The 24,097-nt window shown below is 62.7% G+C and carries 31 protein-coding genes; 18 read left to right on the top strand and 13 right to left on the bottom strand.

Translation table 11 applies throughout. From position 1 onward, the window contains the following. Positions 1 to 114: 114 nt before the first annotated feature. The 3 genes from ACSQ3G_RS02575 to ACSQ3G_RS02565 all read right to left on the bottom strand — a co-directional run bounded on the left by ACSQ3G_RS02575 (position 115) and on the right by ACSQ3G_RS02565 (position 2,165). Positions 115 to 1,182 carry a zinc-binding metallopeptidase family protein gene (locus tag ACSQ3G_RS02575; RefSeq protein ID WP_436108934.1) on the bottom strand — a complete coding sequence of 356 codons (1,068 nt, stop codon included), beginning with the start codon at positions 1,180 to 1,182 and terminating at the stop codon, positions 115 to 117. 92 nt (positions 1,183 to 1,274) lie between these two features. Beyond that, positions 1,275 to 1,466: a CsbD family protein gene (locus ACSQ3G_RS02570; RefSeq protein WP_105418803.1), complete on the bottom strand. Its 192-nt coding sequence runs from the start codon at positions 1,464 to 1,466 to the stop codon at positions 1,275 to 1,277. A 93-nt stretch (positions 1,467 to 1,559) separates the two neighbouring features. After that, the gene (locus ACSQ3G_RS02565; RefSeq protein ID WP_105401966.1) at positions 1,560 to 2,165 is read right to left on the bottom strand and encodes a YqgE/AlgH family protein; all 606 of its coding nucleotides are present in this window, start codon (positions 2,163 to 2,165) and stop codon (positions 1,560 to 1,562) included. Positions 2,166 to 2,327: 162 nt separating this feature from the next. Here ACSQ3G_RS02565 and ACSQ3G_RS02560 point away from each other — a divergent pair, with 162 nt between their 5' ends. The 6 genes from ACSQ3G_RS02560 (at position 2,328) to ACSQ3G_RS02535 (ending at position 7,177) form a co-directional block, all read left to right on the top strand. Next, entirely contained in the window at positions 2,328 to 3,185 is an 858-nt protein-coding gene (locus tag ACSQ3G_RS02560; RefSeq protein WP_436108933.1) for a protein-disulfide reductase DsbD domain-containing protein, read from the top strand. Positions 3,186 to 3,324: 139 nt separating this feature from the next. Next, complete coding sequence (locus tag ACSQ3G_RS02555) at positions 3,325 to 3,810, top strand: peroxiredoxin (protein ID WP_046631163.1); 486 nt, start codon at positions 3,325 to 3,327, stop codon at positions 3,808 to 3,810. 682 nt (positions 3,811 to 4,492) lie between these two features. Beyond that, positions 4,493 to 4,615 carry a hypothetical protein gene (locus tag ACSQ3G_RS02550; RefSeq protein ID WP_256427175.1) on the top strand — a complete coding sequence of 41 codons (123 nt, stop codon included), beginning with the start codon at positions 4,493 to 4,495 and terminating at the stop codon, positions 4,613 to 4,615. Continuing rightward, the gene (locus ACSQ3G_RS02545; protein ID WP_436108932.1) at positions 4,612 to 5,379 is read left to right on the top strand and encodes a metal ABC transporter ATP-binding protein; all 768 of its coding nucleotides are present in this window, start codon (positions 4,612 to 4,614) and stop codon (positions 5,377 to 5,379) included. The genes ACSQ3G_RS02550 and ACSQ3G_RS02545 overlap by 4 nt, the downstream gene beginning before the upstream one ends. Next, a complete protein-coding gene (locus ACSQ3G_RS02540) occupies positions 5,376 to 6,248 on the top strand; it encodes a metal ABC transporter permease (protein WP_436108931.1) in 873 nt (290 codons plus the stop codon). Before ACSQ3G_RS02545 ends, ACSQ3G_RS02540 begins: the two co-directional genes overlap by 4 nt. A gap of 29 nt (positions 6,249 to 6,277) precedes the next feature. Beyond that, positions 6,278 to 7,177, top strand: coding sequence for a metal ABC transporter solute-binding protein, Zn/Mn family (locus ACSQ3G_RS02535; RefSeq protein ID WP_436108930.1), 900 nt, complete (start codon positions 6,278 to 6,280; stop codon positions 7,175 to 7,177). A 42-nt stretch (positions 7,178 to 7,219) separates the two neighbouring features. Here the strand turns inward: ACSQ3G_RS02535 and ACSQ3G_RS02530 are convergent, their stop codons facing one another. From ACSQ3G_RS02530 to ACSQ3G_RS02490, 9 genes are all read right to left on the bottom strand, one after another. Beyond that, a complete protein-coding gene (locus tag ACSQ3G_RS02530) occupies positions 7,220 to 7,528 on the bottom strand; it encodes a Dabb family protein (protein WP_046631154.1) in 309 nt (102 codons plus the stop codon). A 63-nt stretch (positions 7,529 to 7,591) separates the two neighbouring features. Next, the gene (locus tag ACSQ3G_RS02525) at positions 7,592 to 8,401 is read right to left on the bottom strand and encodes an endonuclease/exonuclease/phosphatase family protein (protein WP_436108929.1); all 810 of its coding nucleotides are present in this window, start codon (positions 8,399 to 8,401) and stop codon (positions 7,592 to 7,594) included. Positions 8,402 to 8,404: 3 nt separating this feature from the next. Then, positions 8,405 to 9,133: a class I SAM-dependent methyltransferase gene (locus ACSQ3G_RS02520; protein WP_436108928.1), complete on the bottom strand. Its 729-nt coding sequence runs from the start codon at positions 9,131 to 9,133 to the stop codon at positions 8,405 to 8,407. A 24-nt stretch (positions 9,134 to 9,157) separates the two neighbouring features. Continuing rightward, on the bottom strand, positions 9,158 to 9,598 hold the full coding sequence (rnhA, locus tag ACSQ3G_RS02515; RefSeq protein ID WP_046664522.1) for a ribonuclease HI: 441 nt from the start codon (positions 9,596 to 9,598) through the stop codon (positions 9,158 to 9,160). Further along, positions 9,595 to 10,578 (bottom strand): homoserine kinase, encoded by a 984-nt coding sequence (locus ACSQ3G_RS02510; RefSeq protein WP_436108927.1) that lies wholly within the window; start codon positions 10,576 to 10,578, stop codon positions 9,595 to 9,597. The genes rnhA and ACSQ3G_RS02510 overlap by 4 nt, the downstream gene beginning before the upstream one ends. 142 nt (positions 10,579 to 10,720) lie before the next feature. Continuing rightward, positions 10,721 to 11,728: a 4-hydroxy-3-methylbut-2-enyl diphosphate reductase gene (gene ispH / locus ACSQ3G_RS02505; protein WP_436108926.1), complete on the bottom strand. Its 1,008-nt coding sequence runs from the start codon at positions 11,726 to 11,728 to the stop codon at positions 10,721 to 10,723. 4 nt (positions 11,729 to 11,732) lie between these two features. Next, positions 11,733 to 11,924, bottom strand: a complete 192-nt coding sequence (locus ACSQ3G_RS02500; protein WP_436108925.1) for a DUF1304 family protein — start codon at positions 11,922 to 11,924, stop codon at positions 11,733 to 11,735. 45 nt (positions 11,925 to 11,969) lie between these two features. After that, a complete protein-coding gene (locus ACSQ3G_RS02495) occupies positions 11,970 to 12,620 on the bottom strand; it encodes an invasion associated locus B family protein (RefSeq protein ID WP_105439111.1) in 651 nt (216 codons plus the stop codon). Positions 12,621 to 12,754: 134 nt separating this feature from the next. Continuing rightward, a complete protein-coding gene (locus ACSQ3G_RS02490; protein ID WP_436108924.1) occupies positions 12,755 to 13,066 on the bottom strand; it encodes a hypothetical protein in 312 nt (103 codons plus the stop codon). On the opposite strand from ACSQ3G_RS02490, the gene coxB reads away from it, so the two are divergent. From coxB to maiA, 9 genes are all read left to right on the top strand, one after another. Beyond that, positions 13,032 to 13,916, top strand: a complete 885-nt coding sequence (coxB, locus tag ACSQ3G_RS02485; protein ID WP_105439109.1) for a cytochrome c oxidase subunit II — start codon at positions 13,032 to 13,034, stop codon at positions 13,914 to 13,916. The genes ACSQ3G_RS02490 and coxB overlap by 35 nt on opposite strands. A gap of 18 nt (positions 13,917 to 13,934) precedes the next feature. Next, positions 13,935 to 15,638, top strand: a complete 1,704-nt coding sequence (ctaD, locus tag ACSQ3G_RS02480) for a cytochrome c oxidase subunit I (RefSeq protein ID WP_436108923.1) — start codon at positions 13,935 to 13,937, stop codon at positions 15,636 to 15,638. Positions 15,639 to 15,705: 67 nt separating this feature from the next. Next, positions 15,706 to 16,662 carry a heme o synthase gene (locus ACSQ3G_RS02475; protein WP_436108922.1) on the top strand — a complete coding sequence of 319 codons (957 nt, stop codon included), beginning with the start codon at positions 15,706 to 15,708 and terminating at the stop codon, positions 16,660 to 16,662. After that, positions 16,662 to 16,799, top strand: a complete 138-nt coding sequence (locus ACSQ3G_RS02470; protein WP_105439106.1) for a cytochrome c oxidase system small membrane protein — start codon at positions 16,662 to 16,664, stop codon at positions 16,797 to 16,799. Before ACSQ3G_RS02475 ends, ACSQ3G_RS02470 begins: the two co-directional genes overlap by 1 nt. A 9-nt stretch (positions 16,800 to 16,808) precedes the next feature. Next, complete coding sequence (locus tag ACSQ3G_RS02465; protein WP_436108921.1) at positions 16,809 to 17,444, top strand: cytochrome c oxidase assembly protein; 636 nt, start codon at positions 16,809 to 16,811, stop codon at positions 17,442 to 17,444. A 51-nt stretch (positions 17,445 to 17,495) separates the two neighbouring features. After that, a complete protein-coding gene (locus ACSQ3G_RS02460) occupies positions 17,496 to 18,371 on the top strand; it encodes a cytochrome c oxidase subunit 3 (protein WP_436108920.1) in 876 nt (291 codons plus the stop codon). Positions 18,372 to 18,438: 67 nt separating this feature from the next. Continuing rightward, on the top strand, positions 18,439 to 19,209 hold the full coding sequence (locus tag ACSQ3G_RS02455) for an SURF1 family protein (RefSeq protein WP_436108919.1): 771 nt from the start codon (positions 18,439 to 18,441) through the stop codon (positions 19,207 to 19,209). A 93-nt stretch (positions 19,210 to 19,302) separates the two neighbouring features. Continuing rightward, complete coding sequence (tldD, locus tag ACSQ3G_RS02450) at positions 19,303 to 20,718, top strand: metalloprotease TldD (protein ID WP_046664532.1); 1,416 nt, start codon at positions 19,303 to 19,305, stop codon at positions 20,716 to 20,718. 18 nt (positions 20,719 to 20,736) lie between these two features. Further along, a complete protein-coding gene (gene maiA / locus ACSQ3G_RS02445) occupies positions 20,737 to 21,372 on the top strand; it encodes a maleylacetoacetate isomerase (protein ID WP_436108918.1) in 636 nt (211 codons plus the stop codon). Between the two features lie 2 nt (positions 21,373 to 21,374). Here the strand turns inward: maiA and ACSQ3G_RS02440 are convergent, their stop codons facing one another. Beyond that, positions 21,375 to 21,683 (bottom strand): nucleoside triphosphate pyrophosphohydrolase family protein, encoded by a 309-nt coding sequence (locus tag ACSQ3G_RS02440; protein ID WP_436108917.1) that lies wholly within the window; start codon positions 21,681 to 21,683, stop codon positions 21,375 to 21,377. Positions 21,684 to 21,811: 128 nt separating this feature from the next. Here ACSQ3G_RS02440 and ACSQ3G_RS02435 point away from each other — a divergent pair, with 128 nt between their 5' ends. From ACSQ3G_RS02435 to ACSQ3G_RS02425, 3 genes are all read left to right on the top strand, one after another. Beyond that, positions 21,812 to 22,603, top strand: a complete 792-nt coding sequence (locus tag ACSQ3G_RS02435; protein WP_436108916.1) for a sulfite exporter TauE/SafE family protein — start codon at positions 21,812 to 21,814, stop codon at positions 22,601 to 22,603. 165 nt (positions 22,604 to 22,768) lie between these two features. Beyond that, the gene (locus ACSQ3G_RS02430) at positions 22,769 to 23,752 is read left to right on the top strand and encodes a polysaccharide deacetylase family protein (protein ID WP_436108915.1); all 984 of its coding nucleotides are present in this window, start codon (positions 22,769 to 22,771) and stop codon (positions 23,750 to 23,752) included. Positions 23,753 to 23,755: 3 nt separating this feature from the next. Further along, on the top strand, positions 23,756 to 24,097 hold the full coding sequence (locus ACSQ3G_RS02425; RefSeq protein WP_105439099.1) for a type II toxin-antitoxin system RelE/ParE family toxin: 342 nt from the start codon (positions 23,756 to 23,758) through the stop codon (positions 24,095 to 24,097).

Below are 24,097 nucleotides of genomic sequence, written 5' to 3'. Positions count from 1 at the left end.
AGTTGACGAAATCGTGATCTTGCCCCCTAATTCCCAGGGGTCTCTGAATGCGCCCCATAAACTACTTCCCGCCTTTCGATCCACCGAAAGGCGGGTTTTCTTTTTGGGGCGGAGCTATCCCCTCTGCGCCTGGATAAGCCGGTGAATATATTCCAGCTTGACCATGACGGCCTGCGAGAGGACGAACGGATAGAGATCCGGCTGGCCCATCGAGCGGTGGATGCTGTTGAGCGCCATGCTGAACGGCACCCAGGCTGAGACGAGCTGTTCCGCATCACGCGCCGCATAAGGATTGAAAGCCACTTCCGCGGCCATTTCCGCATGGCCGCGCGGTTCGATCACCATGCCATAGGCCCGGGCTGTCTCCAGCGTATCGACGATATGCAGGTAGTGGGCGAAGCACTCGGCGAAATCTTCCCAAGGATGGGTGCTGGCATAGGTGCTGATGTAGAAATCCTGCCAGCCGGGCGGCGGGCCCTGTTCGTAGTTTCTCTGCAGCGCCGCGCCGTAATCGATCGTCTCGTCGCCGAAGATGGCGCGGAATTCCTCGAGCCTGCCGCCGTCGCGCACCAGCTTGTCCCAGATATAGTGACCGGTCTCATGGCGAAAATGCCCGAGCATGGTGCGGTAGGGCTCGTTCATCGAGACGCGCACCTGCTCGCGGGTCGCATCGTCGGCCTCGGCGGCGCGAATTGCGATCAGGCCATCCTCGTGGCCGGTCATGGCCGGCACGATAGTGCCGTCCGGCTGAATCTCGTCGATCAGGAAATCGAAAACGAGGCCGCCCTGCGGATCCTCGTCGCGATTGGTGTGCGGCAGGTTCCAGCGCATCAGCGAGTAGAAGAGATGCCGCTGCGCCTGGCTGATGCGACGCCATTGGCTGAGGCCGACCTCGGTCGAGGCGTCCGGAACCAACCGGTTATGCCGGCAGGCAGGGCAGAAGGGATGCGGATCGTCGGCGCTGACGGTCCAGTTGCAGATATCCATCGCGGCATTGGCGCAGTGGCGCACCTTGTAGTCCGGCCGGGCGACGAGATGCCATGCCCCCTCCTCTTCATCCTGCGCAAGCGCATGCATGGCCAGATGCTCCGGGACGAAGGCCAGCCGGTGGCCGCAGTTGACGCAGGAGCGATTGTCGAAGTGGATGGTCTGGCCACAATGATCGCAGTCGTAGAGGCGCATGGAACGTCCGTCGGTTTCAGATGGGCGGATACAGAAAACCTGCTCCGGCCGGAGCCGGAACAGGTTCGCATTCTAAGCTTGTAGAGTAACCGTTACATGCGGTCGACAACACCCTTCGCCGCATCCTTGACCTTGCCCTTGGCCTGCTGCGCATGGCCCTTGGCTTCCTGGCCCGCACCCTTTGCCTTGAGCTTCGGATTGTCGGTCATGTCGCCGGCCGCCTGCTTGACCTTGCCGGCCATTTCGTTGGCCTTGCCGGCCATCTTGTCACTGGTGCTGCCCATCGTGCTTCTCCTCGGTGAGGACGCCCATCGTCCTGCTGGGAAAAGAACTCCGGGCCGCAGGCTTCGTTCCGGAAATCTTTCGAAATTGGACGATCAGGCGTGGCCAGCTTCGCTGGAGAGCATTTCCGGGCTGACGCCGAGAAGCGCCAGGGCGCGTTCGTACTTGCCTTCCAGCGCGCGGTCGAAGATCAGCGCGTCGCTGGCAGGACAGTTCAGCCAGCCATTGTTGGCGATCTCGATTTCCAGCTGGCCGGCGCCCCAGCCGGCATAACCGAGCAGCATCGTGGCACGCGCCGGCCCCCGCCCGTCGCAGATGGCGCGGATGATATCGAGCGTGGCGGTCAGCGAGATGTCGTCACTCACCGGAATGGAGGACTCGCTGACGAAATCGTCCGAATGCAGCACGAAACCGCGGCCGGTCTCGACCGGACCGCCCGAAAGGATCGGCAGATCCCGGGTCTGCACCGGCAGCATGATCGCATCGGCCTGATCCATGATCTTCAAGTGAAGGAGAACGTCCGTGAACGAAATCTGCTGCGCGCGGTTGATGATGAAGCCCATCGCGCCAGCCGGCGAATGGGCGCAGACATAAACGACGGCGCGCGTGAAATTGCTGTCCTGCATGCCCGGCATGGCAATCAGGAACTGTCCGTCCAGGAAGCCCCGTTCGCTCTTGTCCTCGAGGGTCGAGAAAGACATGATGCCTCCAGCCTGCCTTCCGGCCCGGCCAAACGGGCAGGAGAGCGTCAATTGCAATTCCATCAAGATGGGGCAGTCGCCCCGATCAATCAACCGAAAATGATCAGTTTGCATAGGCTCGTGACTGGTTCGGGCAAGGCCAATCGGTTAAACGCTTGGTCGATGAAGAGAATTTCGCCGAGCAGCATTCCGTCCCGGGCGCCCGCAGCGCTCGCCGCCTGCATCACTGCAGGCGCAGTCCTGAGCATTGCCTCGATAAGCTGCGCCGAGACCACGCCGTGGGCGAGCAACGAGGGCGGCCGGATGCGGGTGGTGGCGATGCCGCCCGAGCCCGATGGCACGGTGCGCGGCGCGCTGCAGATCGAACCGAAGGCCGGCTGGATCACCTACTGGAAGGAGCCGGGCGATGCCGGCATTCCGCCGCAGATGGTGTTTTCCAAGGCAAGCGGCGTGACGCTGAACAACATGAGTTATCCCGTGCCGAAGCGGATCGACAACGGCAAGCTGCGCGATATCGGCTACGACCATGCGGTCACCCTGCCCTTCGAGCTCAAGATGGAGGATCCCGGCAAGCCGCTGAACCTCGGCGCTTCCGCCTTCGTCGGCCTATGCCGCAATATCTGCATTCCGTTCCAGGCGGAATTCTCGCTGCAGCTTGGAGCCACCAAGGGCACGCCCGTCGAGGAAGCAATGATCCTCACCGCCGCGGCTTCAAAGCTCCCGGAACCGCCCTCGCACGATTTCGCGGTCACCTACTACGCGATGACGCAGGGGCGCGACAAGCTGGCCCTGAAGCTGAAACTGCCGCCCGAGGCCTCGGCACCGCCGCAGGTGATCGTCACCGGCCCGCAGGGCCACGTGCTCTTCGACGGCGTCAACGGCCGGCGCGACGGCGACGCCTACGCGCTCGACATGCCGGTCGGTAAATTGCCGAAGAATTACGACATCAAGGGCAAGCGCTGGGGCATTCTGGTGATCGCCGGTAACCGGGCCATGGAAACCTCGCTCGCCTTCGAGTGACGTCACGTCCTGTTGATCGGACCTGCCTCCGGCGGCCTGTTGCATTGCGGCCTTTCCCTTGTCTTGGCGAAAGTGCGCTCTATAGTGCGCCGCGAATGGCGGGCCTGAAACAGGCGCTCGCCCAACCGAGGAGAGCCCCATGACGATTGCCATCGGCGACAAACTTCCCCCAGCCAAGTTCAAGGAAAAGACCGCGGACGGTCCGGTGGAGATCACCACCGAACAGCTGTTCGACGGCAAGAAGGTGGTTGTCTTCGCCGTGCCCGGCGCCTTTACGCCCACCTGCACGCTGAACCACCTGCCCGGCTATCTCGAAAACCGCGACGCGATCCTCTCCAAGGGGGTCGACGACATTGCCGTCCTCGCCGTCAACGACTGGCACGTGATGGGCGCCTGGGCGACCCAGACCGGTGGCCTCGGCAAGATCCACTTCCTGGCCGACTGGGACGGCGCCTTCACCAAGGCGCTCGGCCTCGACGCCGACCTTTCGGCCGGCGGCCTCGGCGTGCGCTCGAAGCGTTATTCGATGCTGGTCGAAAACGGCGTCGTCAAGTCGCTCAACGTCGAGGAAAGCCCCGGCCAGGCCACCGTCTCCGGCGCCGCCGCGATGCTGGAACAACTCTGAGCCATTGCACATTCCGTTTAAAAAGGGCGCCGGATGGTGCCCTTTTTTGTTACCTGGCGTTGCCCCGCTTTAATAGCTTCCTCGACTCTGAGATGAATGTGTGCGCGTATTGCTTTAAGGCGTGGGGGCCTGTCATGAAATCGAAGGCTGTAATGTTGCTGCTTGCGGCACTGCCATTATTGGCGGGTTGTGTTGCGTCGTCAGGCGAGAGTATTCCTGGACCAAGCGGCAAAGCGATGCGCGAGGCGAAATGTAACGGATCGCCTCAGGGCTGCCTCAAAACAGCGGCCGCGGCCTGCAAAGGGCCATACCAAGTACTCGACAGCTCAAGCAATGCGGGCGGACTGATCGCCGATATTATACCCGGACCTATTACTTGGTATCGCATGAGCTATGAATGCGGCCCATCAGATGGAAGGATGCCCGCTTTCCCCTTCAGGGGACAAAGCTATGCGCCTCCGCCCATCGTAATGTCGGCTCCGAGATCACCAACAACCACGAATTGCTATAGGTATGGCAACAACGTGACCTGCAGCAGCTACTAATCCCGCCAACGACGACGTCCGCGACTCTGCGATTGTGTTTTATGAACTGCCGCCTTTCGGGAATGCAGCAGCACGCCCTCTTTCCGCCACATTTGTTATAACATAACGGTAATGTTATTACATAAATGGCGACAGCGATGGCACGACTTCCTCACTCCTCCAGCCTGATCGGCAGTTCGGCCCTTGGCCGCCTCGTCTACGTCGCGCTGCTCCTTGGCCTTCTCTGGCTGGCAATCGCCTGGGCGGCGATGCTTCCGTGAACGCCCTCCTCACGCTCGATAACCTGACGGTCACCTACGACCGCCATCCCGCCGTCCATCACGTCTCGGGTTTCTTCCGGGCCGGCAGCCTGACCGCGATTGCCGGGCCGAACGGCGCCGGCAAATCGACGCTGATGAAGGCGATCATGGGCGAATTGAGGCCGGCGGAAGGGCGGCTGCAACATCAGCTCGTCCGCAGCGATTTCGGCTATCTGCCGCAGGCGGCGGACATCAACCGGCGTTTCCCGATTTCGGTCCTCGATACGGTGCTGCTCGGCGCGTGGCGGCATACGGGAGCCTTCAGGGCGAACGGAGCGAAGGAACATGCCCAGGCGGCCGGGACGCTCGCCGCGGTCGGCCTCGGCGGGTTCGAACGGCGGCCGATCGGCTCGCTTTCGGCCGGCCAGTTCCAGCGGGTGCTGTTTGCGCGCCTCCTGCTTCAGAATGCGAAAGTCATCCTGCTCGACGAGCCCTTCACCGCAATCGACGCCCGCACGACACAGGATCTGCTCGACATCGTCGCGCAGTGGCATGGCGAGGGTCGCACCGTGATCGCCGTGCTGCACGACCTCGAGCAGGTTCGGACGCACTTTCCCGAGACCTTGCTTCTCGCCCGCGAATGCATCGCCTGGGGGCCGACGGCGGAGGTGATGTTGGCCGGCAATCTGCTCAAGGCGCGGATGATGGCGGAGCGATGGGACGACGGCGCAGGGATTTGCGAGAGCCCAAGCGGAAAGGCCCCGAGCAACGGGGTTGTCGCATGAGCGCCTATGATCTGCTGATCGCGCCGTTTGCCGATTACGGCTTCATGCGCCGGGCGCTGGTCGCCTGCCTGTGCCTGGCGCTCGGCTCCGGGCCGATCGGCGTTTTCCTGATGCTGCGGCGCATGAGCCTGATGGGCGACGCGATGAGCCATGCGGTGTTGCCCGGTGCGGCGATCGGTTATCTCGTCGCCGGCTCGCTGTCGCTGACGGCCATGGGGATCGGCGGGCTCGTGGCGGGTCTTTCTGTGGCGCTGCTCTCCGGCATCGTCAGCCGGGCCACCGTGCTGCAGGAAGATGCGAGCTTTGCAAGCTTCTACCTGACCTCGCTGGCCCTGGGCGTGCTGATCGTCTCGCTGCGCGGATCCAATATCGACCTGCTGCACGTGCTGTTCGGCACCATTCTCGCAATCGACGGCCCCGCACTCGTCCTCATCGGCTCGATCACGTCGGTAACGCTCATCGCCCTCGCCCTGGTCTACCGGCCGCTGGTGGCGGAGTGTTTCGATCCGGGCTTCCTGCGCACCGTCGGTGGCCGCGGGCCGGTCTATCACGCGCTGTTCCTGCTGCTCGTGGTGCTGAACATGGTGGCGAGCTTCCAGGCGCTCGGCACGCTGATGGCGGTCGGGCTGATGATGCTGCCGGCCGCGGTGGCGCAGCTCTGGGGCCGCAGCCTGACCGCGATGATAGCTCTTGCCGCCGGCACGGCGGCCGTCTCCGGCTATGTCGGGCTGGTCGCCTCCTATCACCTCGAACTCGCCTCCGGCCCGACGATCATCATGACGGCGGCGGTGATCTACGGCCTTTCCATTCTCTTCTCGCCGTCGGGTTTTGCCCGGCGGCTGTTTCCCAGCCCACATCTGAAGGGCTGATACCACCGGTCAATCTCAAGGAGACCTCGATGATATCCCGCAGACTGCTTCTTTCCGCCGCCATCCCCGCCCTCATGGCCTTCTCCGCCGTGCCGGCCTTCGCCGACACGCTCAAGGTCGTCGCCTCCTTCACGGTGCTCGGCGATGTCGTCTCTCAGGTGGGCGGCAAACATGTGAAGGTGACGACCCTTGTCGGCCCGAACGGCGATCCCCATGAATTCGAGCCGTCGCCGACGGACGCAAAGAACCTCAAGGCGGCGCAGGTGGCCTTCGTCAGCGGCGAAGGCCTGGAAGGCTGGATGGACCGGCTGATCACCGCCTCGGGCTACAAGGGCAAGCCGGTCGTGGTGTCTGAAGGGGTGAACACGCGCACCATGGACGAAGACGGCAAGACGGTGACCGATCCGCATGTCTGGAACAGCCCGGTCAACGTGAAGGTCTGGGTCGCCAATATCGAGAAGGCGCTGTCAGAGGCGGATCCGGCCGATGCGGGCGCCTTCAAGGCAAATGCCGAAGCCTATCTCCAGAAGCTCGACGCGATGAATGCCTACGCGCATTCCAAGTTCGACGCGGTGCCGGCCGACCGCCGCAAGGTTCTGACCAGCCACGATGCCTTCGGTTATTTCGGCCGCGAATACAATGTCAGCTTCCTGGCGCCGCTCGGTCTCTCGACCGAGACCGAAGCCTCGGCCGCCGACGTCGCCAAGCTGATCGAGCAGATCAAGGCCGCGGGGGTAAAAACCTACTTCCTCGAAAACTCCAACGATCCGCGGCTGGTCAAGCAGATCGCCAAGGCGACCGCTGCCCAGCCGGGCGGCGAGCTTTATGTGGAATCGCTCTCGGATGCCAAGGGGCCGGCGCCGACCTATGAAAAGATGTTCCGCTACAATGTCGACCAGATCGCTGCGGCGATGGCGAAGTCGAGCTGATCCCGCCAGAGGAGGCTGCGGGCAAACGCCCGCGGCCTTTCCTCAGACCGCCATATCGAAAACCAGAAGCCCCGACAGACCGCCGTCCGCAGAGCCGATGATCCGGTCGCCGACAGCTATGTGGTCCGGATGGACGAGATAAGCGTCGCGCGCCTCGGGATTCTCGAAGGTCACGATGAAACCGTCGAGAAAGCCGCCGTTCAGGCCTTCCGGCGAAACGTTCTGGCCGAATTTCACGTCGAGGATGCCGGGCGTGACATCTTTCAGCGCGGCGACCGCATCGTAGATCGACTGCTTGTCGGCCTGCTGGATGGCCGCCTTGAACCGAACGAATACGCAATGCAGGATCATGAGCGGACCTCCCCGGGTTGTTGGCGGCAGAATAGTGACTGATGCTGCGAGCGCAACAGCGGCTCAGGCGATTTCCAGAAGAAGCGCGCGGTGGTCTGAAACTTCCGGCTCAGCGACCACGTCGAAACTCTCGACCTTCACATCCGGCGTCACCAGCAGATAATCCGCATAACGGCCGTCCTTCGGGTACCAGGACGTGCGGGTGTCGGTGAAGCCGCGGGTGGTGACGAGATCGGTAAGGCCGAGTTTTCCGAGGATGGCGAAGGTCTCGCTGCCGGGCAGCAGATTGAGATCGCCGCAGACGACCAGCGGCTCACCCGGCTGCCAGACCTTTTCGATCAGCGCGACGAGAGCATGGGCCTGGGCCAGCCGGGCCGGCGTATCGCCCTTGCCGGCAAGATCTCGCAGCCCGTGCATCTGCACGATGGTCACCGCCGAGCCTATCCCGTAGCGGTGGATGCGGACGGCGTGGGCGTTACGCGAGCGCGGATGCTCGCCCCAGCCGCCGGCCGAAAACTCTCCATGCACGAAACCAAGCTGCTGGCCGATGATCGGGAAAGAACCGCGCACGAACGTGGCGAGGCCGAATTCGGAGCCCACCTCCCGCTCACCCTCGAACAGAGTGCCGCGGGCGACCGGAGCGTATATCGCCTCATGGCCGGGCAGAACCGCCTTCACATCCTCGTAGAGGCTGGCGCGCTGCGGCAGTTCGAAAGCGCCGTCGCGGTAGGCCAGCCAGTCGGCGGCGGCATCCGGCGTGCGGGTGACTTCCTGCAGGCAGAGCACATCCGGGTCAGCCGCCTTGAGATACTGCATCAGCGGCGCATGGACGCGGCCGCCCCAGGCGTTGAGGGAGATCAGGCGCAAGGTCATCGCTCAGCGCTCCGCGGAAACCATGAGGATCATCGGACGGTCCATCTCCTCGGCAAATGCCGGATTGGCGGCAAGCTGATCCGGCGAGGGACGCCATTCGATGACACGGCGGATGGCAAAACCGCCATCGATCAGCGTGTTCAGCGTCGTGCCGATGGTGCGGTGATATTTGACGACGCCCTTGGCGAGCCAGTCGGTCGTGCGCGGGCCCTCGACCGAATAACCATCCACCGGCCAGAATCTCTGGCCTGCGTCATCCGTCCGCCAGCCGGGATTTTGGGAAGCCATGTAGATCGGGTGCTCGATGGTGAAAACGAACTTCCCGCCCGGCGCCAGGGCGGAATGAACCTCCTCCACCAGCCGGCCAAAATCCTCCAGGTAATGGAAGGCGAGCGAGCTGTAGGCGAGGTCGAAGGCTGCCGCGGGCAGTTCGACCCGCTCCAGATCGGCGATCTCGTAAACGATGGCCGGGTGGGCGTTTTCCGCCCGCGCCTTGGCGATCATGTTTTCCGAGAGATCGAGGCCGAGCACGGAGGCAGCGCCCTCCGCCGCCGCAAAACGGGAAAACCAGCCGAAACCGCAACCAAGATCGAGGATGCGCAATCCGTTCAGCGCGGGCAGCAATGTGCGGATCGTCGGCCATTCGGCGGCACCGGCCAGCCCATGGACCGAGCGGCCGAGCTGGCTATAGCCTTCGAAAAATTCCGGCGTGTCGTAGACGTTCTGGGCCATCGATCCTCTCCCAGGCTTGGCCGGTTATCTCTTCTTGAACGGCGCCATGCCGAGGCGTGCGAGCTCGTCGGCGCGCTCGTTTTCCGGATGGCCGGCATGGCCCTTCACCCAGTGGAGCGTCACCTTGTGCTTGTTGCGCGCTTCCTCAAGCTGCTGCCAGAGCTCGGCATTCTTCACCGGCTTCTTGTCGGCGGTCTTCCAGCCGTTCTTCTTCCAGCCGAAGATCCATTTGGAAATGCCGTCCATCACATATTTGCTGTCGGTGTGAAGGTTGACTTCGCACGGGGTTTTCAGCGCGTTCAGCGCAGAGATCGCCGCCATCAGCTCCATGCGGTTGTTGGTCGTCTCGGCCTCGCCGCCGAACATTTCCTTTTCGGTGTCGCCATAACGCAGGATGGCGCCCCAGCCACCCGGACCGGGATTGCCGGAACAGGCGCCGTCGGTGAAAATCTCTACCTGCTTCATGATGCGGACAGTCTTTCTTCAGTCAGCCCGTATTCGGTGGCCGATGCAATTTGGCGATGGAAGCGCAGCTTGCGCAGATATTCGAGCGGGTCCTTCTTGACCACCAGCGCGCCGGCCGGCGTCGTCAGCCAGTCGTAAAGCCGGGTCAGGAAGAACCGCAGTGCCGAACCTCGGGCGAGGATAGGCAGGGCCTCGATCTCAGCACTCTCAAGCGGGCGGACGCTCTGGTAGCCTTCGAGCAGCGCCTGGCCTTTAGTGAGGTTGTAGGCGCCGTCTTTTTCGAAACACCAGGCATTCAGGCAGATCGAGACGTCATAGGCGAGCAGGTCGTTGCAGGCGAAATAGAAGTCGATCAGGCCGGACAGTTCGTCGCCGAGAAAGAAGACATTGTCCTGGAAGAGATCCGCATGGATGACGCCGGCGGCCAAACCTTTCGGCCAGTTCCGGTCCAGGTGATCAAGTTCGGAGGAAATCTCGTCCTGCAGGCCGGTTTCGACCTCGTCGGCGCGCGCGGCGGACTTTTCCCAAAGCGTCTTCCAGCCTTCGACGGAAAGCGAGTTCGGGCGCGTCAGCTCGAAATCCTGGCCGGAAAGGTGCATCCGGGCGAGCGCCTTGCCGACCTCGCGGCAATGTTTCGCCTCCGGCTTCCTCAGCCACATGCCTTCGAGGAAGGAGATGAGCGCGGCGGGCCGGCCGGACAGGGTGCCGTAGAGATTTTCGTCGTTGCGCGGCAGGGGCAGCGGGCAGGACAGGCCACTGGCCGCGAGGTGCTGCATCAGGCCGAGGAAAAACGGCAGGTCACGCTCGTCCGTCCGCTTTTCATAAAGCGTCAGGATCAACGGGTCGCGGGTCGTATGCAGCAGGAAGTTCGAATTCTCGACGCCCTCGGCAATCCCCTTGTAGGAGGTCAGTTCCCCGACATCGTATTCGGTCAGGAACTGCTTCAGGTCATCTTCGGTGATATCGGTGTAAACGGCCAAGGTGTCATCCCGCTTGATTCTGCCGCGCAGATAGGTGATGGGGCTTTCCTAGCGGCTCGCCCGGCCCTTCGCTAGAGGCCGGGGCGTTCGAAGCTGAAATCGAACCACTCTATCGATTTTTCAGGCTTCGCCGGGCCGCTCCTCACCCATTCACCCATGCCATGTCCTCAATCGTCAAAGGCACGCCGCGCAGCTCGCGGTTGACGAGGAAATTTTCGGTTTCCTCCGCGGTGATCGCGAGCTCGATCTCGGCCTCGAAACGCTCCTTGAAGGCGGCGATGATCTCGTCGACGATGACTTCCGGGGCGGAGGCGCCGGCGGAAAGGCCGAGCGTGCCGATTTGGCCGATCTCGTCCCAATTCAATTCGGAGGCGCGCTGCACCAGGAGGGAGCGCTTGGCCCCTGCCCTCAGCGCCACTTCGACCAGCCGCTTGGAATTCGACGAATTCGGAGCGCCGACGACGATGAAGAGGTCGCAGCCGGGAGCTGCTTCCTTGACCGCTTCCTGGCGATTGGTGGTGGCGTAGCAAATGCTGTCGGCGGAAGGCGCCGTGAGGTTCGGGAAACGCTCCTGCAGCTTGGCGATGACGCCTGCCGTATCGTCCACCGAGAGCGTCGTCTGGGTGACGTAACCGAGATTGTCCGGATCTTCGGGGACATAGGCTTCCGCGTCGGCGATCGTATCGATCAGCGACACCGTGCCCGACGGCAGCTGGCCCATCGTGCCGATCACTTCCGGATGGCCGGCATGGCCGATCAGCACCACATGGCGGCCGAGGCGCTGGTGGCGCATCGCCTGCTTGTGGACTTTCGAAACCAGCGGGCAGGTCGCGTCGAGATAGAAGAGATTGCGGGCCTCGGCGTCCTCGGGCACGGATTTCGGTACGCCATGGGCGGAGAAGACAACCGGCTGCTCGCGGTGTTCGGCCGGGATCTCGTCCAGTTCCTCGACGAAAACGGCGCCCTTCGCTTCGAGACCCTCGACCACATAGCGGTTGTGGACGATCTCGTGGCGGACATAGACCGGCGCGCCATAGGCCTTCAGCGCCAGCACGACGATCTGGATCGCCCTGTCGACACCGGCGCAGAAACCGCGGGGGCCGCAGAGACGGATCTTGAGCGGGCTTTTTTCAGGTATGGATGATGCCATCAAATCAGGACGCCAGGACTGTCAGCACGAGAGCGAAAATGGCCGGACCGCCCTGGATGAGCAGGATACGCGGCTTGACCGACCACGCGCCATATATAGCGGCAATGGTCACGCACACAAGAAAGAAGAGCTTCAATTGGAAAGCGAAGGCAGCACCGCGTCGCGCACCTTGTCGTCGAAACGCACGGGAAATCACGCCTGCCCTCAAGGCCCATAAAGCTCCGATCGCCTTCTTATGACATTACGGAAGCGCGTCGTAGCCTGGGCCGAAGCCGGTGAGCTCGATCGGAATGCCGACCCGGTCCTGATCCGCGGATTCGCGCAGGGCAAAGACGGCAGCCTTGCCCGCGCGCAGGATGCGCATCAGTTCCTCGTCGATCTCCACTTCCACATAACAACCCTCGGAGAAGCAGCGGGTGAAATAGGCGCGGCCGATATTGTTGTTGTCGACATAGAGTTCCATGCCGTCCTTCAGGAGCACGCCGAGCGGCGCGAGGATGCGCAGGATGCGCGCCTTGCGGTCGGCGGTCTTCAGCACCACCACCGACAGGCCGACTTCCGGCCGGTCCTCGGCGATGACGTTCTGCATCAGCGCGCACTGGTCGGCGGAAGCGCCGGCCGGCCGGTCGCAGATGATCGACCATGCGCCATGGTTCTCGCGCACGTTGCCCGGGGGCTGCGCCTGCTGCCCCGGAGGCTGCTGGGCCTGCCCGCCGTTCGGCGCCGGCCGGGGCGCTTGCGGTCCCGGCTTGGCGCCCTGTGCCGGAACGGGGGCCGGCTGGGGTGCCGCGGGCCGCGGGCTGGGCTGCGGCTGCTGCGCCAACGCGGGAAGCGAAACGGCGGCTGCAAGCATCACGGCAAGACCGGCGCAGATCAGGGAGGGACGACCCATGGAAACCTCTGGAAGACGAATCAGTGCGGCTATTCTTGTCGTTCACTAGACGAAATGAAAAGCCCTGACCTCTTTCCAGTGGAGTACGGCGAAAGTGGGACCCGCCAGGCCGCGTGGCCTAGCCGTCACTTTTATCAGGAAAAAGCCGGATTTTGGCCGTCGTGCGGTCTATAATGACGCGGCCGGAGGTGTTGAAGGCCTTTGAAATAAGACCTCGGCCCGGTCGAAAAAGCAGGCGGCGGCCCCTGATTCTCACGGGATTCCAGCCTTATCCCATAGGCGCAAAAATGCCGCACGGGCTTTTCCCGCCAGATATTGCGGCGGCAGGCAAACTGTGATTGAAGCAGACCATATAGCTTGGATTCTGCGTTCGGTTTGATCGAGATCAGACGCATGGGGAGATATGTAGTGATGAACAGGGCTTTTGCAGTGATGACGGCGCTCATCTGTCTGCTCTTTGCTTCCGCAGGTTTTGCGGACCAGCCGCATCCGTGGCAGATTGATTTCCAGGCGGCAGCAACGCCGATCATGCACCAGATTCGCTGGTTCAACCATTATACGCTGTGGTTCATCGTGCCGACCACGCTTTTGGTTCTGGTCCTGCTGGTCGTCGTCGTCGTGAAATTCCGCGCCAGCGCCAATCCGGTACCGTCGCGGACCAGCCACAATACGGCGATCGAGATCATCTGGACGCTTGGCCCGGTTCTCATCCTCTTCTTCCTCGCCATTCCCTCCTTCAACCTCTTGAATGCCCAGCTCGAAATTCCGGACTCGGATATGACCGTCAAGGCCACCGCCACCCAGTGGCAGTGGAATTACGAATACGAAGGCATGCAGACCCCGGTCGCTTTCGATAGCTTCCTGCTGAAGGATCCGGATCGCGCCGCCGCCGGCAAGACCGATCTCGCCGTCTATCCGAAGCTGCTGGCCGTCGACAACGAACTGATCATCCCGGTCAACAAGACGGTCCGCATGCTGGTAACGGCCGCTCCGTCCGACGTTATCCATGCCTTCGCCATGCCGGCTTTCGGCATCAAGATCGACGCCGTGCCGGGCCGCCTCAACGAAACCTGGTTCAAAGCCGAGAACGAAGGCCTCTATTACGGCCAGTGCTCCGAGCTTTGCGGCAAGGACCACGCCTTCATGCCAATCGCCATCCGCGTCGTGTCTGAAGACAAGTACAAGGCCTGGCTCGCTGCTGCTGCGACCGACCTGCCGGGTGCCTACAAGGCTCTCGTGGCTGCGGTCGACAAGCCTGCCGGCAATTTTGCCGTCGCGGCAAATGAATCCAAGTAATACAGAGGAGTGAGGACAATGGCTGGACATTCCGCTCACGACGATCACGCTCAGGCTCGCACCTCTCATGATGCGCATGCTCACGACGATCATCATGATCATTCGCACACGCCGACCTTTGCTCAGCGTTGGCTGTTTTCGACCAACCACAAGGACATCGGCACGCTCTACCTGATCTTCGCGATCATCGCAGGCATCATCGGCGGCCTTCTCTCCGTTGCCATGCGCATGGAGCTGCAGCAGCCGGGCATCCAGATCTTCCACGGCCTGGCCGCGATGGTCTACGGCTTCGAGGGCGACGCCGCCATCGACGGCGGCAAGCAGATGTTCAACATGTTCACCACCGCTCACGCGCTGATCATGATCTTCTTCATGGTCATGCCGGCGATGATCGGTGGTTTTGCCAACTGGATGGTGCCGATCATGATCGGCGCGCCGGACATGGCTTTCCCCCGCCTGAACAACATCTCCTTCTGGCTGATCGTACCGGCCTTCCTGCTGCTGCTGCTGTCGATGTTCGTCGAAGGCCCGGCAGGCGCCTATGGCGTCGGCGGCGGCTGGACGCTCTATCCGCCCCTGTCGAGCACGGGGTCTCCGGGACCGGCGGTCGACCTGGCGATCTTCGCGCTGCACGTTGCCGGTGCATCCTCGATCCTCGGTGCGATCAACTTCATCACCACCATCCTCAACATGCGCGCCCCGGGCATGACGCTGCACAAGATGCCGCTGTTTGCCTGGGCCGTTCTGGTCACCGCCTTCCTGCTGCTGCTGTCGCTGCCGGTTCTGGCGGGCGCCATCACCATGCTTCTGACCGACCGCAACTTCGGCACCACCTTCTTCTCTCCGGAAGGCGGCGGTGACCCGATCCTGTTCCAACACCTGTTCTGGTTCTTCGGTCATCCGGAAGTCTACATCCTGATCCTGCCCGGCTTCGGCATCGTCAGCCACATTGTCTCGACCTTCTCCAAGAAGCCGGTCTTCGGTTATCTCGGCATGGCCTATGCCATGGTCGCGATCGGCGCTGTCGGCTTCATCGTCTGGGCCCATCACATGTACACGGTCGGCATGTCGCTCGATGCCCAGCGCTACTTCGTCTTCGCGACGATGGTCATCGCGGTCCCGACCGGCATCAAGATCTTCTCCTGGATCGCGACGATGTGGGGCGGCTCGCTGACCTTCTCGACGCCGATGATCTGGGCGATCGGCTTCATCTTCCTGTTCACCGTCGGCGGCGTCACGGGCGTCCAGCTCGCCAATGCCGGCCTCGACCGTTCGCTGCATGACACCTATTACGTCGTGGCCCACTTCCACTACGTTCTGTCGCTCGGCGCGGTCTTCGCCATCTTTGCGGCCTGGTACTACTGGTTCCCGAAAATGTTCGGCTACATGTACAACGAGAAGATCGGCAAAGCGCATTTCTGGGTCATGTTCATCGGCGTAAACCTGGTGTTCTTCCCGCAGCACTTCCTCGGCCTCGCCGGCATGCCGCGCCGTTACATCGACTATCCGGATGCATTCGCCGGCTGGAACTACATCTCGTCGGTCGGCTCCTACATTTCCTTCGTCGGCGTTCTGATCTTCCTTTATGGCGTCTGGGAAGCCTTCTCCAAGAAGCGCGTCGCTGGCGACAATCCGTGGGGCGAAGGTGCAACCACGCTGGAATGGCAGCTTTCTTCGCCGCCGCCGTACCACCAGTGGGAACAGCTGCCGCGCATCAAGTAAGCGCTAAATCTTTGAAAAAGGGCATCGCGGCAGCGCGATGCCTTGAAATACCAAACAGGACGGTTCAATGACGGTTATGGACAATCACGACGCTCTCGGCACCGATGGAGGCTCACGCCTTTCGGAAGCGAGCGCGCGCGATTTCTTCGAACTCCTGAAGCCGCGGGTGATGTCGCTCGTGGTCTTCACCGCATTCGCCGGCCTCATCCTCGCGCCCGGCCAGATCAATCCGGTCCTCGGCGTGATTTCCATTCTCTGCATCGCGGTCGGTGCCGGCGCCTCGGGTGCGCTGAACATGTGGTACGACGCCGATATCGACGCGATCATGACCCGCACCGCCAAACGCCCGATCCCGGCCGGCCGCATCCTGCCCCAGGAAGCGCTTGCCTTCGGCCTGACGCTCTCGGTCTTTTCGGTCGTCATCCTCGGCCTTGCGGTCAACTGGTTCTCGGCCGGCCTGCTGGCCTTCACGATCTTCTTTTATGCCGTCGTCTACACGATGTGGCTGAAGCGCTCGACGCCGCAGAACATCGTCATCGGCGGCGCTTCCGGCGCTTTCCCGCCGATGATCGGCTGGGCCTGCGTCACCGGCGGCGTATCGCTCGACAGCATTCTCCTGTTCCTGATCATCTTCCTGTGGACGCCTGCGCATTTCTGGGCGCTCGCGCTCTTCAAGATGCGCGACTACGGCTCGGTCGGCGTGCCGATGATGCCGAATGTCGCAGGCGAGGCCTCCACCAAGAACCAGATCATCGTCTATGCGGTGCTGACCGCGGTGATCGCGGTCGCCCCCACCCTCACCGGGCTTGCGGGCCTCGGTTACGGCATCTTCGCGGCCGTGCTCGGCGCGATCTTCGTCATCTGTTCCATCGCCGTCCGGCGCATGCCGGACGGCGATGAGAAAATGATGCCGGCGAAGAAGATGTTCGCCTATTCGATCGTCTATCTCTTTGCGATCTTCTCGGGCCTGCTGGCCGACCGGCTGCTCGCGGGATTGCCGCACCTCGTAGGAGGTTTGCTGTGATGGAAACCGTCAAGCTCAGCGAGGCGCAGAAGAAGTCGCGCCGCAACCGCAATATCGCGCTCGGCATCGTTCTCGCCGGGCTCGTGGTCCTCTTCTATATCATGACGCTGGTGAAAGTCGGCGGGCTTGGGAACTAGGGTGGAGCGATGACGGACGTCAATCAGAACGGTCAGGCAAAGCGGGTCAGCAACAGCGCGATCTTCGCCGGCTGCGCCGTTTTCGTGGCTGGCATGGTCGGTGCTGCCTATGCTTCCGTGCCGCTCTACCGGCTGTTCTGCCAGGTCACCGGCTATAACGGCACGACCCAGCGCGTCGAGCAGTATTCCGACAAGATCCTGAACAAGCCTATCCAGGTGACGTTCGACGCCAACATCTCGCCGGGCCTGAACTGGGAGTTCAAGCCCGCCAAGTCGGTCAGTCCGAAGATCGGCGAGACCGTGCAGATCGAATATACCGCGACCAACCGCTCGTCGAAGCCGACGACGGGCAGTGCGGTGTTCAACGTGACGCCGATGGAAGCGGGCGCCTATTTCAACAAGGTCGAGTGCTTCTGCTTTACCGAGCAGACGCTACAGCCCGGCCAATCGGTCCAGATGCCGGTGGTGTTCTTCGTTGACCCGGAGTTCGCCACGGCCCAAGAGACCAAGAACATCAAGACGATCACCCTGTCCTACACCTTCTATCCGAGCGAGCCGGGCAAACCGGTTGCGGCTCTGCCGGAAGGCTCGAAGGCAGGCGCCCCGAAGACGGGCGCCCAGAACACAGGCGTGGGGAAACTTTAAGAGGGTTCGCCGGTTTTCCGGCGAAGCAGGCATTCATCCGGGGATTCTGACATGGCCGACGCGCATCAGAAAAATCACGACTACCACATCATCGATCCGAGCCCGTGGCCGATCCTGGCCTCGATCGGCGCCTTCGTCATGACCTTCGGCGGCGTCGCCTACATGCGCTATCTGAAGGGCGGCGAGTTCCATCTTTTCGGCCTTAACTGGGCGAGCCCATGGTGGTTCTTCGGCGGCTTGGCGATCATCATCTACACGATGATCGGCTGGTGGACGGACACGATCAAGGAAGGCAATTCGGGCGCCCATACCCGCGTCGTCTCGCTGCATCTGCGCTACGGCATGATCATGTTCATCGCTTCGGAAGTGATGTTCTTCGTCGCCTGGTTCTGGGCCTTTTTCGATGCCAGCCTCTACGCCAACGAGGCGATCCAGGCGACTCGTGTCGAGTTCCTCGGCGGTCAGTGGCCGCCGAAGGGCGTCGAGGTGCTCGACCCCTGGCACCTGCCGATCTACAACACGGTCATCCTGCTTCTGTCCGGCACCTGCGTCACCTGGGCTCACCATGCGCTGCTGCACGGCGACCGCAAGGGCCTGATCACCGGCCTCGCTCTCACCGTAGCACTCGGCATCCTGTTCTCGAGCGTCCAGGCCTACGAGTATATCCACGCCCCGTTCGCCTTCTCGAACTCGATCTACGGCGCGACCTTCTTCATGGCGACCGGCTTCCACGGCTTCCACGTCCTGGTCGGCACGATCTTCCTGGCTGTCTGCCTGCTGCGCGCCATCAACGGCGGTTTCACGCCCACCCAGCATTTCGGCTTCGAAGCCGCCGCCTGGTACTGGCACTTCGTCGACGTGGTATGGCTGTTCCTGTTCTTCGCCATCTACATCTGGGGTGGCTGGGGCGCACCGCTCGCCCATTGAGCCAGGGGACATGAATTCCGGGAGGGCGGCGATAAGCCGCCCTTCTGCTTTTTGAGGACTGGAATGAATGGCAACCAAGGCTCCCTCCCAAACCGCTTCCGATGAAACGCCCGCCCGCGGCCGTGGCCGGGTGATCGCGACCGCCGTCGTGGTGCTGGCGGCGCTCGCCATCCTGCTGTCGCTCGGCACCTGGCAGGTGGAGCGGTTGCATTGGAAGGAAGGCCTGCTCGCCGATATCGCCCAGCGGCGGTCGGCGGCACCCGTCGCGCTTTCCGATATCGAGGCGATCGGGAAATCCGGCGGCGATATCGAATACCGCCGGGTATCGGTCACCGGCACGTTCAACCATGCCGGGGAGCGGCATTTCTTCGCGACCTTCGGCGGCCAGACCGGCTTCTACGTCTATACCCCGATGACGCTTGCCGACGGCCGCATCCTGTTCGTCAACCGCGGTTTCGTGCCCTATGAGATGAAGGACCCGAAAACCCGTACGGCCGGGGAGGTTGCCGGCCAGCAGACCGTCACCGGTTATGCGCGGGTGCGGCTTGGCGAAAAGCCGTCCTCGATCGTCCCGGACAACGATCTCGCCAAGAACATTTTCTACTGGAAGGATCTCGACGCCATGGCCTCGACCACCGGTATCGATGCGTCGAAGGTCGTGCAGTTCTTCGTGGATGCCGATGGGTCGATCGTCAATCCGGGCGGCTGGCCCAAAGGCGGCGTCACCCAGTTCGACCTGCCGAACAGCCACCTGCAATATGCCGTGACCTGGTACGGCCTTGCCGCGGCCCTCGTTGCCGTCGTCATCGGCATGATCTTCCGCCGCAAACACGCCTGAGCCGGCAGGTTAGGCTTGCTTCGGTCCCTCCCCGGACCTACATCGGTTGGAGCAGAGCGCGCGTCTTCATAGGGCAGCGCCGAAGGAGCACCCATGAACACCGACCTTCTCAACCTTTTCGACTGCGACGAGACCAAGCTGCGCTCGATCCTCTCCGAGGCGCTTACCGGCGCCGATGACGGCGAGCTTTTCGTGGAACATGCCCAGGCGGAATCGCTGACCTTCGACAACGGCCGCCTGAAGGGCGGTTCGTTCAACACCGACCAGGGGTTCGGGCTGCGCTCTGTCGCCGGCGAAGCGGTCGGTTATGCCCATGCAGGCGAGCTTTCGGCGGCAGCGCTGTCCCGCGCCTCGGATGCGGTGCGGGCCGTTACCGCCGGTTATTCCGGTTCCTACGCGGCCGCTCCCCAGCGCACCAACAAGAAATATTACGGCGACGAGAACCCGATCGGATCCCCGAGCTTCGAGGAGAAGGTCAAGCTGCTCACCGATATCGATGCCTATCTGCGCTCCAAGGACGACAAGGTGCGGCAGGTAACGGCAACGGTCTCCGCAAGCTGGCAGGTGGTCGACATCCTGCGCGCCGATGGCCACCGCGTGCAGGACATCCGCCCGATGACGCGCATCAACATTTCCGTCGTCGTCGGTGACGGCGACCGGCAGGAGAGCGGTTCGTTCGGCACCGGCGGCCGCATTGGCTTCGGCGATTTCGTGACGGAAGGCAACTGGCAGACCGGCGCCGACGAGGCGCTGCGCCAGGCGCTCGTCAACCTCACCGCCATCGACGCCCCGGCCGGCACGATGGATGTCGTGCTCGGCTCCGGCTGGCCGGGCGTGATGCTGCATGAGGCGGTCGGCCACGGGTTGGAGGGCGATTTCAACCGCAAGAAAACCTCGGCCTTTGCCGGGCTTCTCGGCGAGATGGTCGCGGCCCCCGGCGTCACCGTCGTCGACGACGGCACGATCGACAACCGCCGCGGCTCGCTCACCATAGACGACGAAGGCACGCCATCGGCCTACAACGTGCTGATCGAAAACGGCAAGCTCGTCGGTTACATGCAGGATCGCCAGAACGCCCGGCTGATGGGCGTCCAACCGACCGGCAACGGCCGCCGCCAGGGTTACGCCTATACGCCGATGCCACGGATGACCAATACCTACATGCTCGGCGGCGACAAATCGCCCGAAGAGATCATCGCCTCGGTGAAGAAGGGTATCTACGCCGTCTCCTTCGGCGGCGGCCAGGTGGACATCACCTCGGGCAAGTTCGTGTTCGGCTGCACCGAGGCCTACATGATCGAGAATGGCAAGATCGGCCCCGCCATCAAGGGCGCCATGCTGATCGGCAACGGCCCGGATGCGATGCGCCGCGTCTCGATGGTCGGCAACGACATGAAGCTCGACACCGGCATCGGCAATTGCGGCAAGGGCGGCCAATGGGTCCCCGTCGGCGTCGGCCAGCCGCATCTGCGGATGGACCAGGTGACGGTGGGCGGGACGAAAGCGTAAGGCGCTTCGGGAGATGTTATGCGCCTTTTATCCCGGTGGCAGAATTCAGCCGGCGAACGAGTGCGCATCGCGCTCAATCTCAAGGCCATTCCCTATACCTACCTGCCCGTGGGATCGTTAGCGCCCGGGGAATACCTGCGCCTCAACCCACAGGGATTGCTGCCCGCCCTCGACATCGGCGGGCAGATCATTCCCCAATCGTCGGCGATCCTCGACTATCTCGAGGAAAGCCATGCTCTGCCCGCGCTTCTGCCTAAAGACCCGCTGCTTCGCGCGCAGGCGCGGGGTTTTGCTGGGCTCATCGCATCCGAAATGCATTCGATCACCGTGCAGCGGGTGCGCCGGTTCCTCCAAACCGATCTGGAACTCAATTCAGAGAAGGTGCAGCAATGGGTTTTGCACTGGCTGACGTCCGGACTGAAGGCGTTGGAAGAGACGCTGCGCGATCGGCATGAACACTTCGCCTTCTGTTTCAGCGACGAGCCGGGATGGGCGAACCTGCATCTTATTCCGCAGTTGAGCAACGCGCGCAGACTCGGTTGTGATCTCTCGGCCTACCCGGAACTCCTGGCCGTCGAAGCGAAATGCGTCGAGCTTCCTGCCTTCCGTTTGGCACGCCCGGAAGCACAGCCGGATTTCCCCAGCGCGATCTGATCCTATTCCTCATCCGGTCTGAATAGCCATTTGCGCTCGATCGCCGACACCAGATCGATCCGGTTGTTGCGGGCAAACAGCAGGACGTGGCCGAGCAGATCGGCCGTCTCGTCGGCGAGGTCGCGGGCGAGAGCCTCGTCGCTCCTGCCCTTCTTCCGTCCGCGGCCGGTGGCGCGGTTCCAGGCCTGGGTCAGTTCCCCCATCTCCTCCTGCAGCTTCAGGAGAAACCAGTCGGCATCGCGGACCATCCCATGGGTTTCGGCGTAATCCGCGGATGCGGCCTCGAACTGTTCGGTAAGTTTGCCCAGCATGGCGTTCTCCTTTTGTATCCACAGGAGAATGCCGAGTCCCGCGCCGTGTCCAGAGGGTTTGCTTGACACCCTTACCCAAATCCCGGCAGGTGCGGGCTACTCGATCCCATCTGCATACGGCATTTTCCATGGACTCCGCCAACCCGATTTCCGCTTTGCTGGATGCATGGATTCCGGGCCACGCGCCGGCCCAGCTCGTCTTTCTTTTCCTCTCGGCGCTGATCGCCGGGCTGGCGCGCGGGTTTTCCGGGTTTGGCGGAGCGCTGATCTTCGTTCCGCTCGCCGGTGCCGCCGTCGGGCCGAAGATCGCCCCTGCCCTGCTGCTGGTCATCGACGGGGTGACGACGCTCGGCATGGTGCCGGACGGCTGGAAGCGCGCCAACCGCCGCGAGGTGGGCACGATGCTGATCGGGACACTGATCGGCGTGCCGGCCGGAACGACGCTGCTGGCGGTGATCGATCCGACGGCGCTGCGCTGGCTGATCTCGGTCGTTGTGCTCTTTCTGCTGGTCTTCCTGATTTCCGGCTGGCGTTACCATGGCAAACCGAAGACGCCGCTGACGATCGGCGTCGGCGCGCTTGCCGGCCTGTTCGGCGGCGCCGCACAACTCTCCGGTCCGCCGGTCGTCGCCTACTGGCTCGGCGGTGCCATTCCGCCGCTCACCGTGCGCGCCAATCTGATCCTCTATTTTGCGCTTTCGACGGTGATCTCCGCCACCGCCTATATCGTCGGCCATCTTTTGACCCTCGACGTTCTTGCGCTCGCACTGATCGCCGGGCCGGGTTACGGCCTCGGTGTGATCGCCGGTTCGAAACTGTTCGGCTTTGCCTCCGAAGGCACCTTTCGGCGCATCTGCTTCACGCTGATCGCCATGGCGGCGATCGTCAGCCTGCCGCTTTTCGACGCGCTGCGGCCCTGACCAAAATCAAGCCCCTCTTTGTTCAGCAAGGCTTAACCCGTCCGGCAGTAGGGTCGCCCACTACCAAGTAACGTGGGCGTGATCGCGGTGGGGAATACCAGGGAGAGGTTTCAGGCGCTTTGGCGCCGGGATGTCAAACGCCGGCTTGTCGCCGGTGGCCTCGACATGGCTGCTGCACTCGCGCGTGCCGGGATGATGCCCAATGCCCGCGGCCACGGCGCCATCTTCACGCTCCACCATGTGCGGCCGAAACAGAGCCGACCGCTGCAGCCGAGCGGCCATCTGGAAGTGACGCCGGATTTCCTCGGCGAAGCGATCGAGCGGCTTTCGGCCGAAGGATACGAATTCATCCCCTTGAGCAACGTGCCGGCACGGCTTGCCGCGCCGACCAAGCAGCCGTTCGCGACCTTCACGCTCGATGACGGCTACCGCAACAATGCCGAATACGCGTTGCCCGTGTTTGCCCGCTACGGCGTGCCCTTCACCATTTTCGTCACCCGCGGATTTGCCGAGCGGACCCATTCGCTCTGGTGGGAGACGGTTGCCGAGCTGCTCGGCCGCGAACGGGAAGTGACGTTCGATTTCGGCGGCGGGTCCGAGGTTCTCGACCTCACTTCCGAGGCCCGCAAGTTCGACGCCTTTGACCGGTTTTCCAGCTATGTCCTGGAGGTCGAGGAATCCACCGCCGTCTCGCGGATCGATGCGCTGGCAAGGAAACACGGCGTCGATCCGCTAAAGATTACCGCCGACCTGACCATGAGTGCCGAAGAGCTCCGCTCGGTCGCCGCCCATCCGCTGGCTTCGCTCGGTGCCCATACAATAAGCCACCGCGCCGTCGCCCGGCTTTCGGCGGAAGACGCCCGGGCGGAAATGGAGCAGTCGGCCGACTGGATCGAGGCTTTGACCGGCGAACGGCCGGCCACGATCGCCTATCCCTATGGCAGCCGCGCCGCGGTCTCCGAGCGCGACTGCGCGATTGCCAAGGAACTCGGCTTTTCGGTCGCGGTGACGACGCAGCCCGGCACGCTCTGCGCCAAATCCATGAACCGGCTCACCGGCCTGCCGCGCATCTCGCTCAACGGCTACTACCAGCAGCCGCGCTACGTCTCGGCCCTCGCCTCAGGCATCCCGTTCGCGATCGGGCGGTGACACATGGCGAAGTCCTTTGAATTCGTGAATTCTTCCGCGAAAAAGGCCTTCCAGGAACTTCCAAAAGATATCCAGATCCAATTCGCCAACGACCTCCAGCGCGTCCAGGAAGGGCTCCAGCCTCTTTCGGACTTCAAGCATCTGAAGGGTATTGGAAATGGCGTGATAGAGCTGATCGAGAACGGGAGCCCGGCCTATCGCGCCGTCTATTGCGCCAAATATCTCGATACGGTTTTCATTCTCCACGCCTTCACCAAGACGACGAATGGCGTCGACCGCAAGGCAATGGATACCGTCCAGGATCGCCACAAGACGATGTTGCAAATCGTCAAAAGTCGCAAATAG

The sequence above is a fragment of the Neorhizobium tomejilense genome, assembly GCF_964254135.1.
Classification (GTDB): domain Bacteria; phylum Pseudomonadota; class Alphaproteobacteria; order Rhizobiales; family Rhizobiaceae; genus Neorhizobium; species Neorhizobium tomejilense.
The sequence above is the reverse complement of the archived record's forward strand: the minus strand, read 5'-3'. Positions and strand labels throughout refer to the sequence as shown.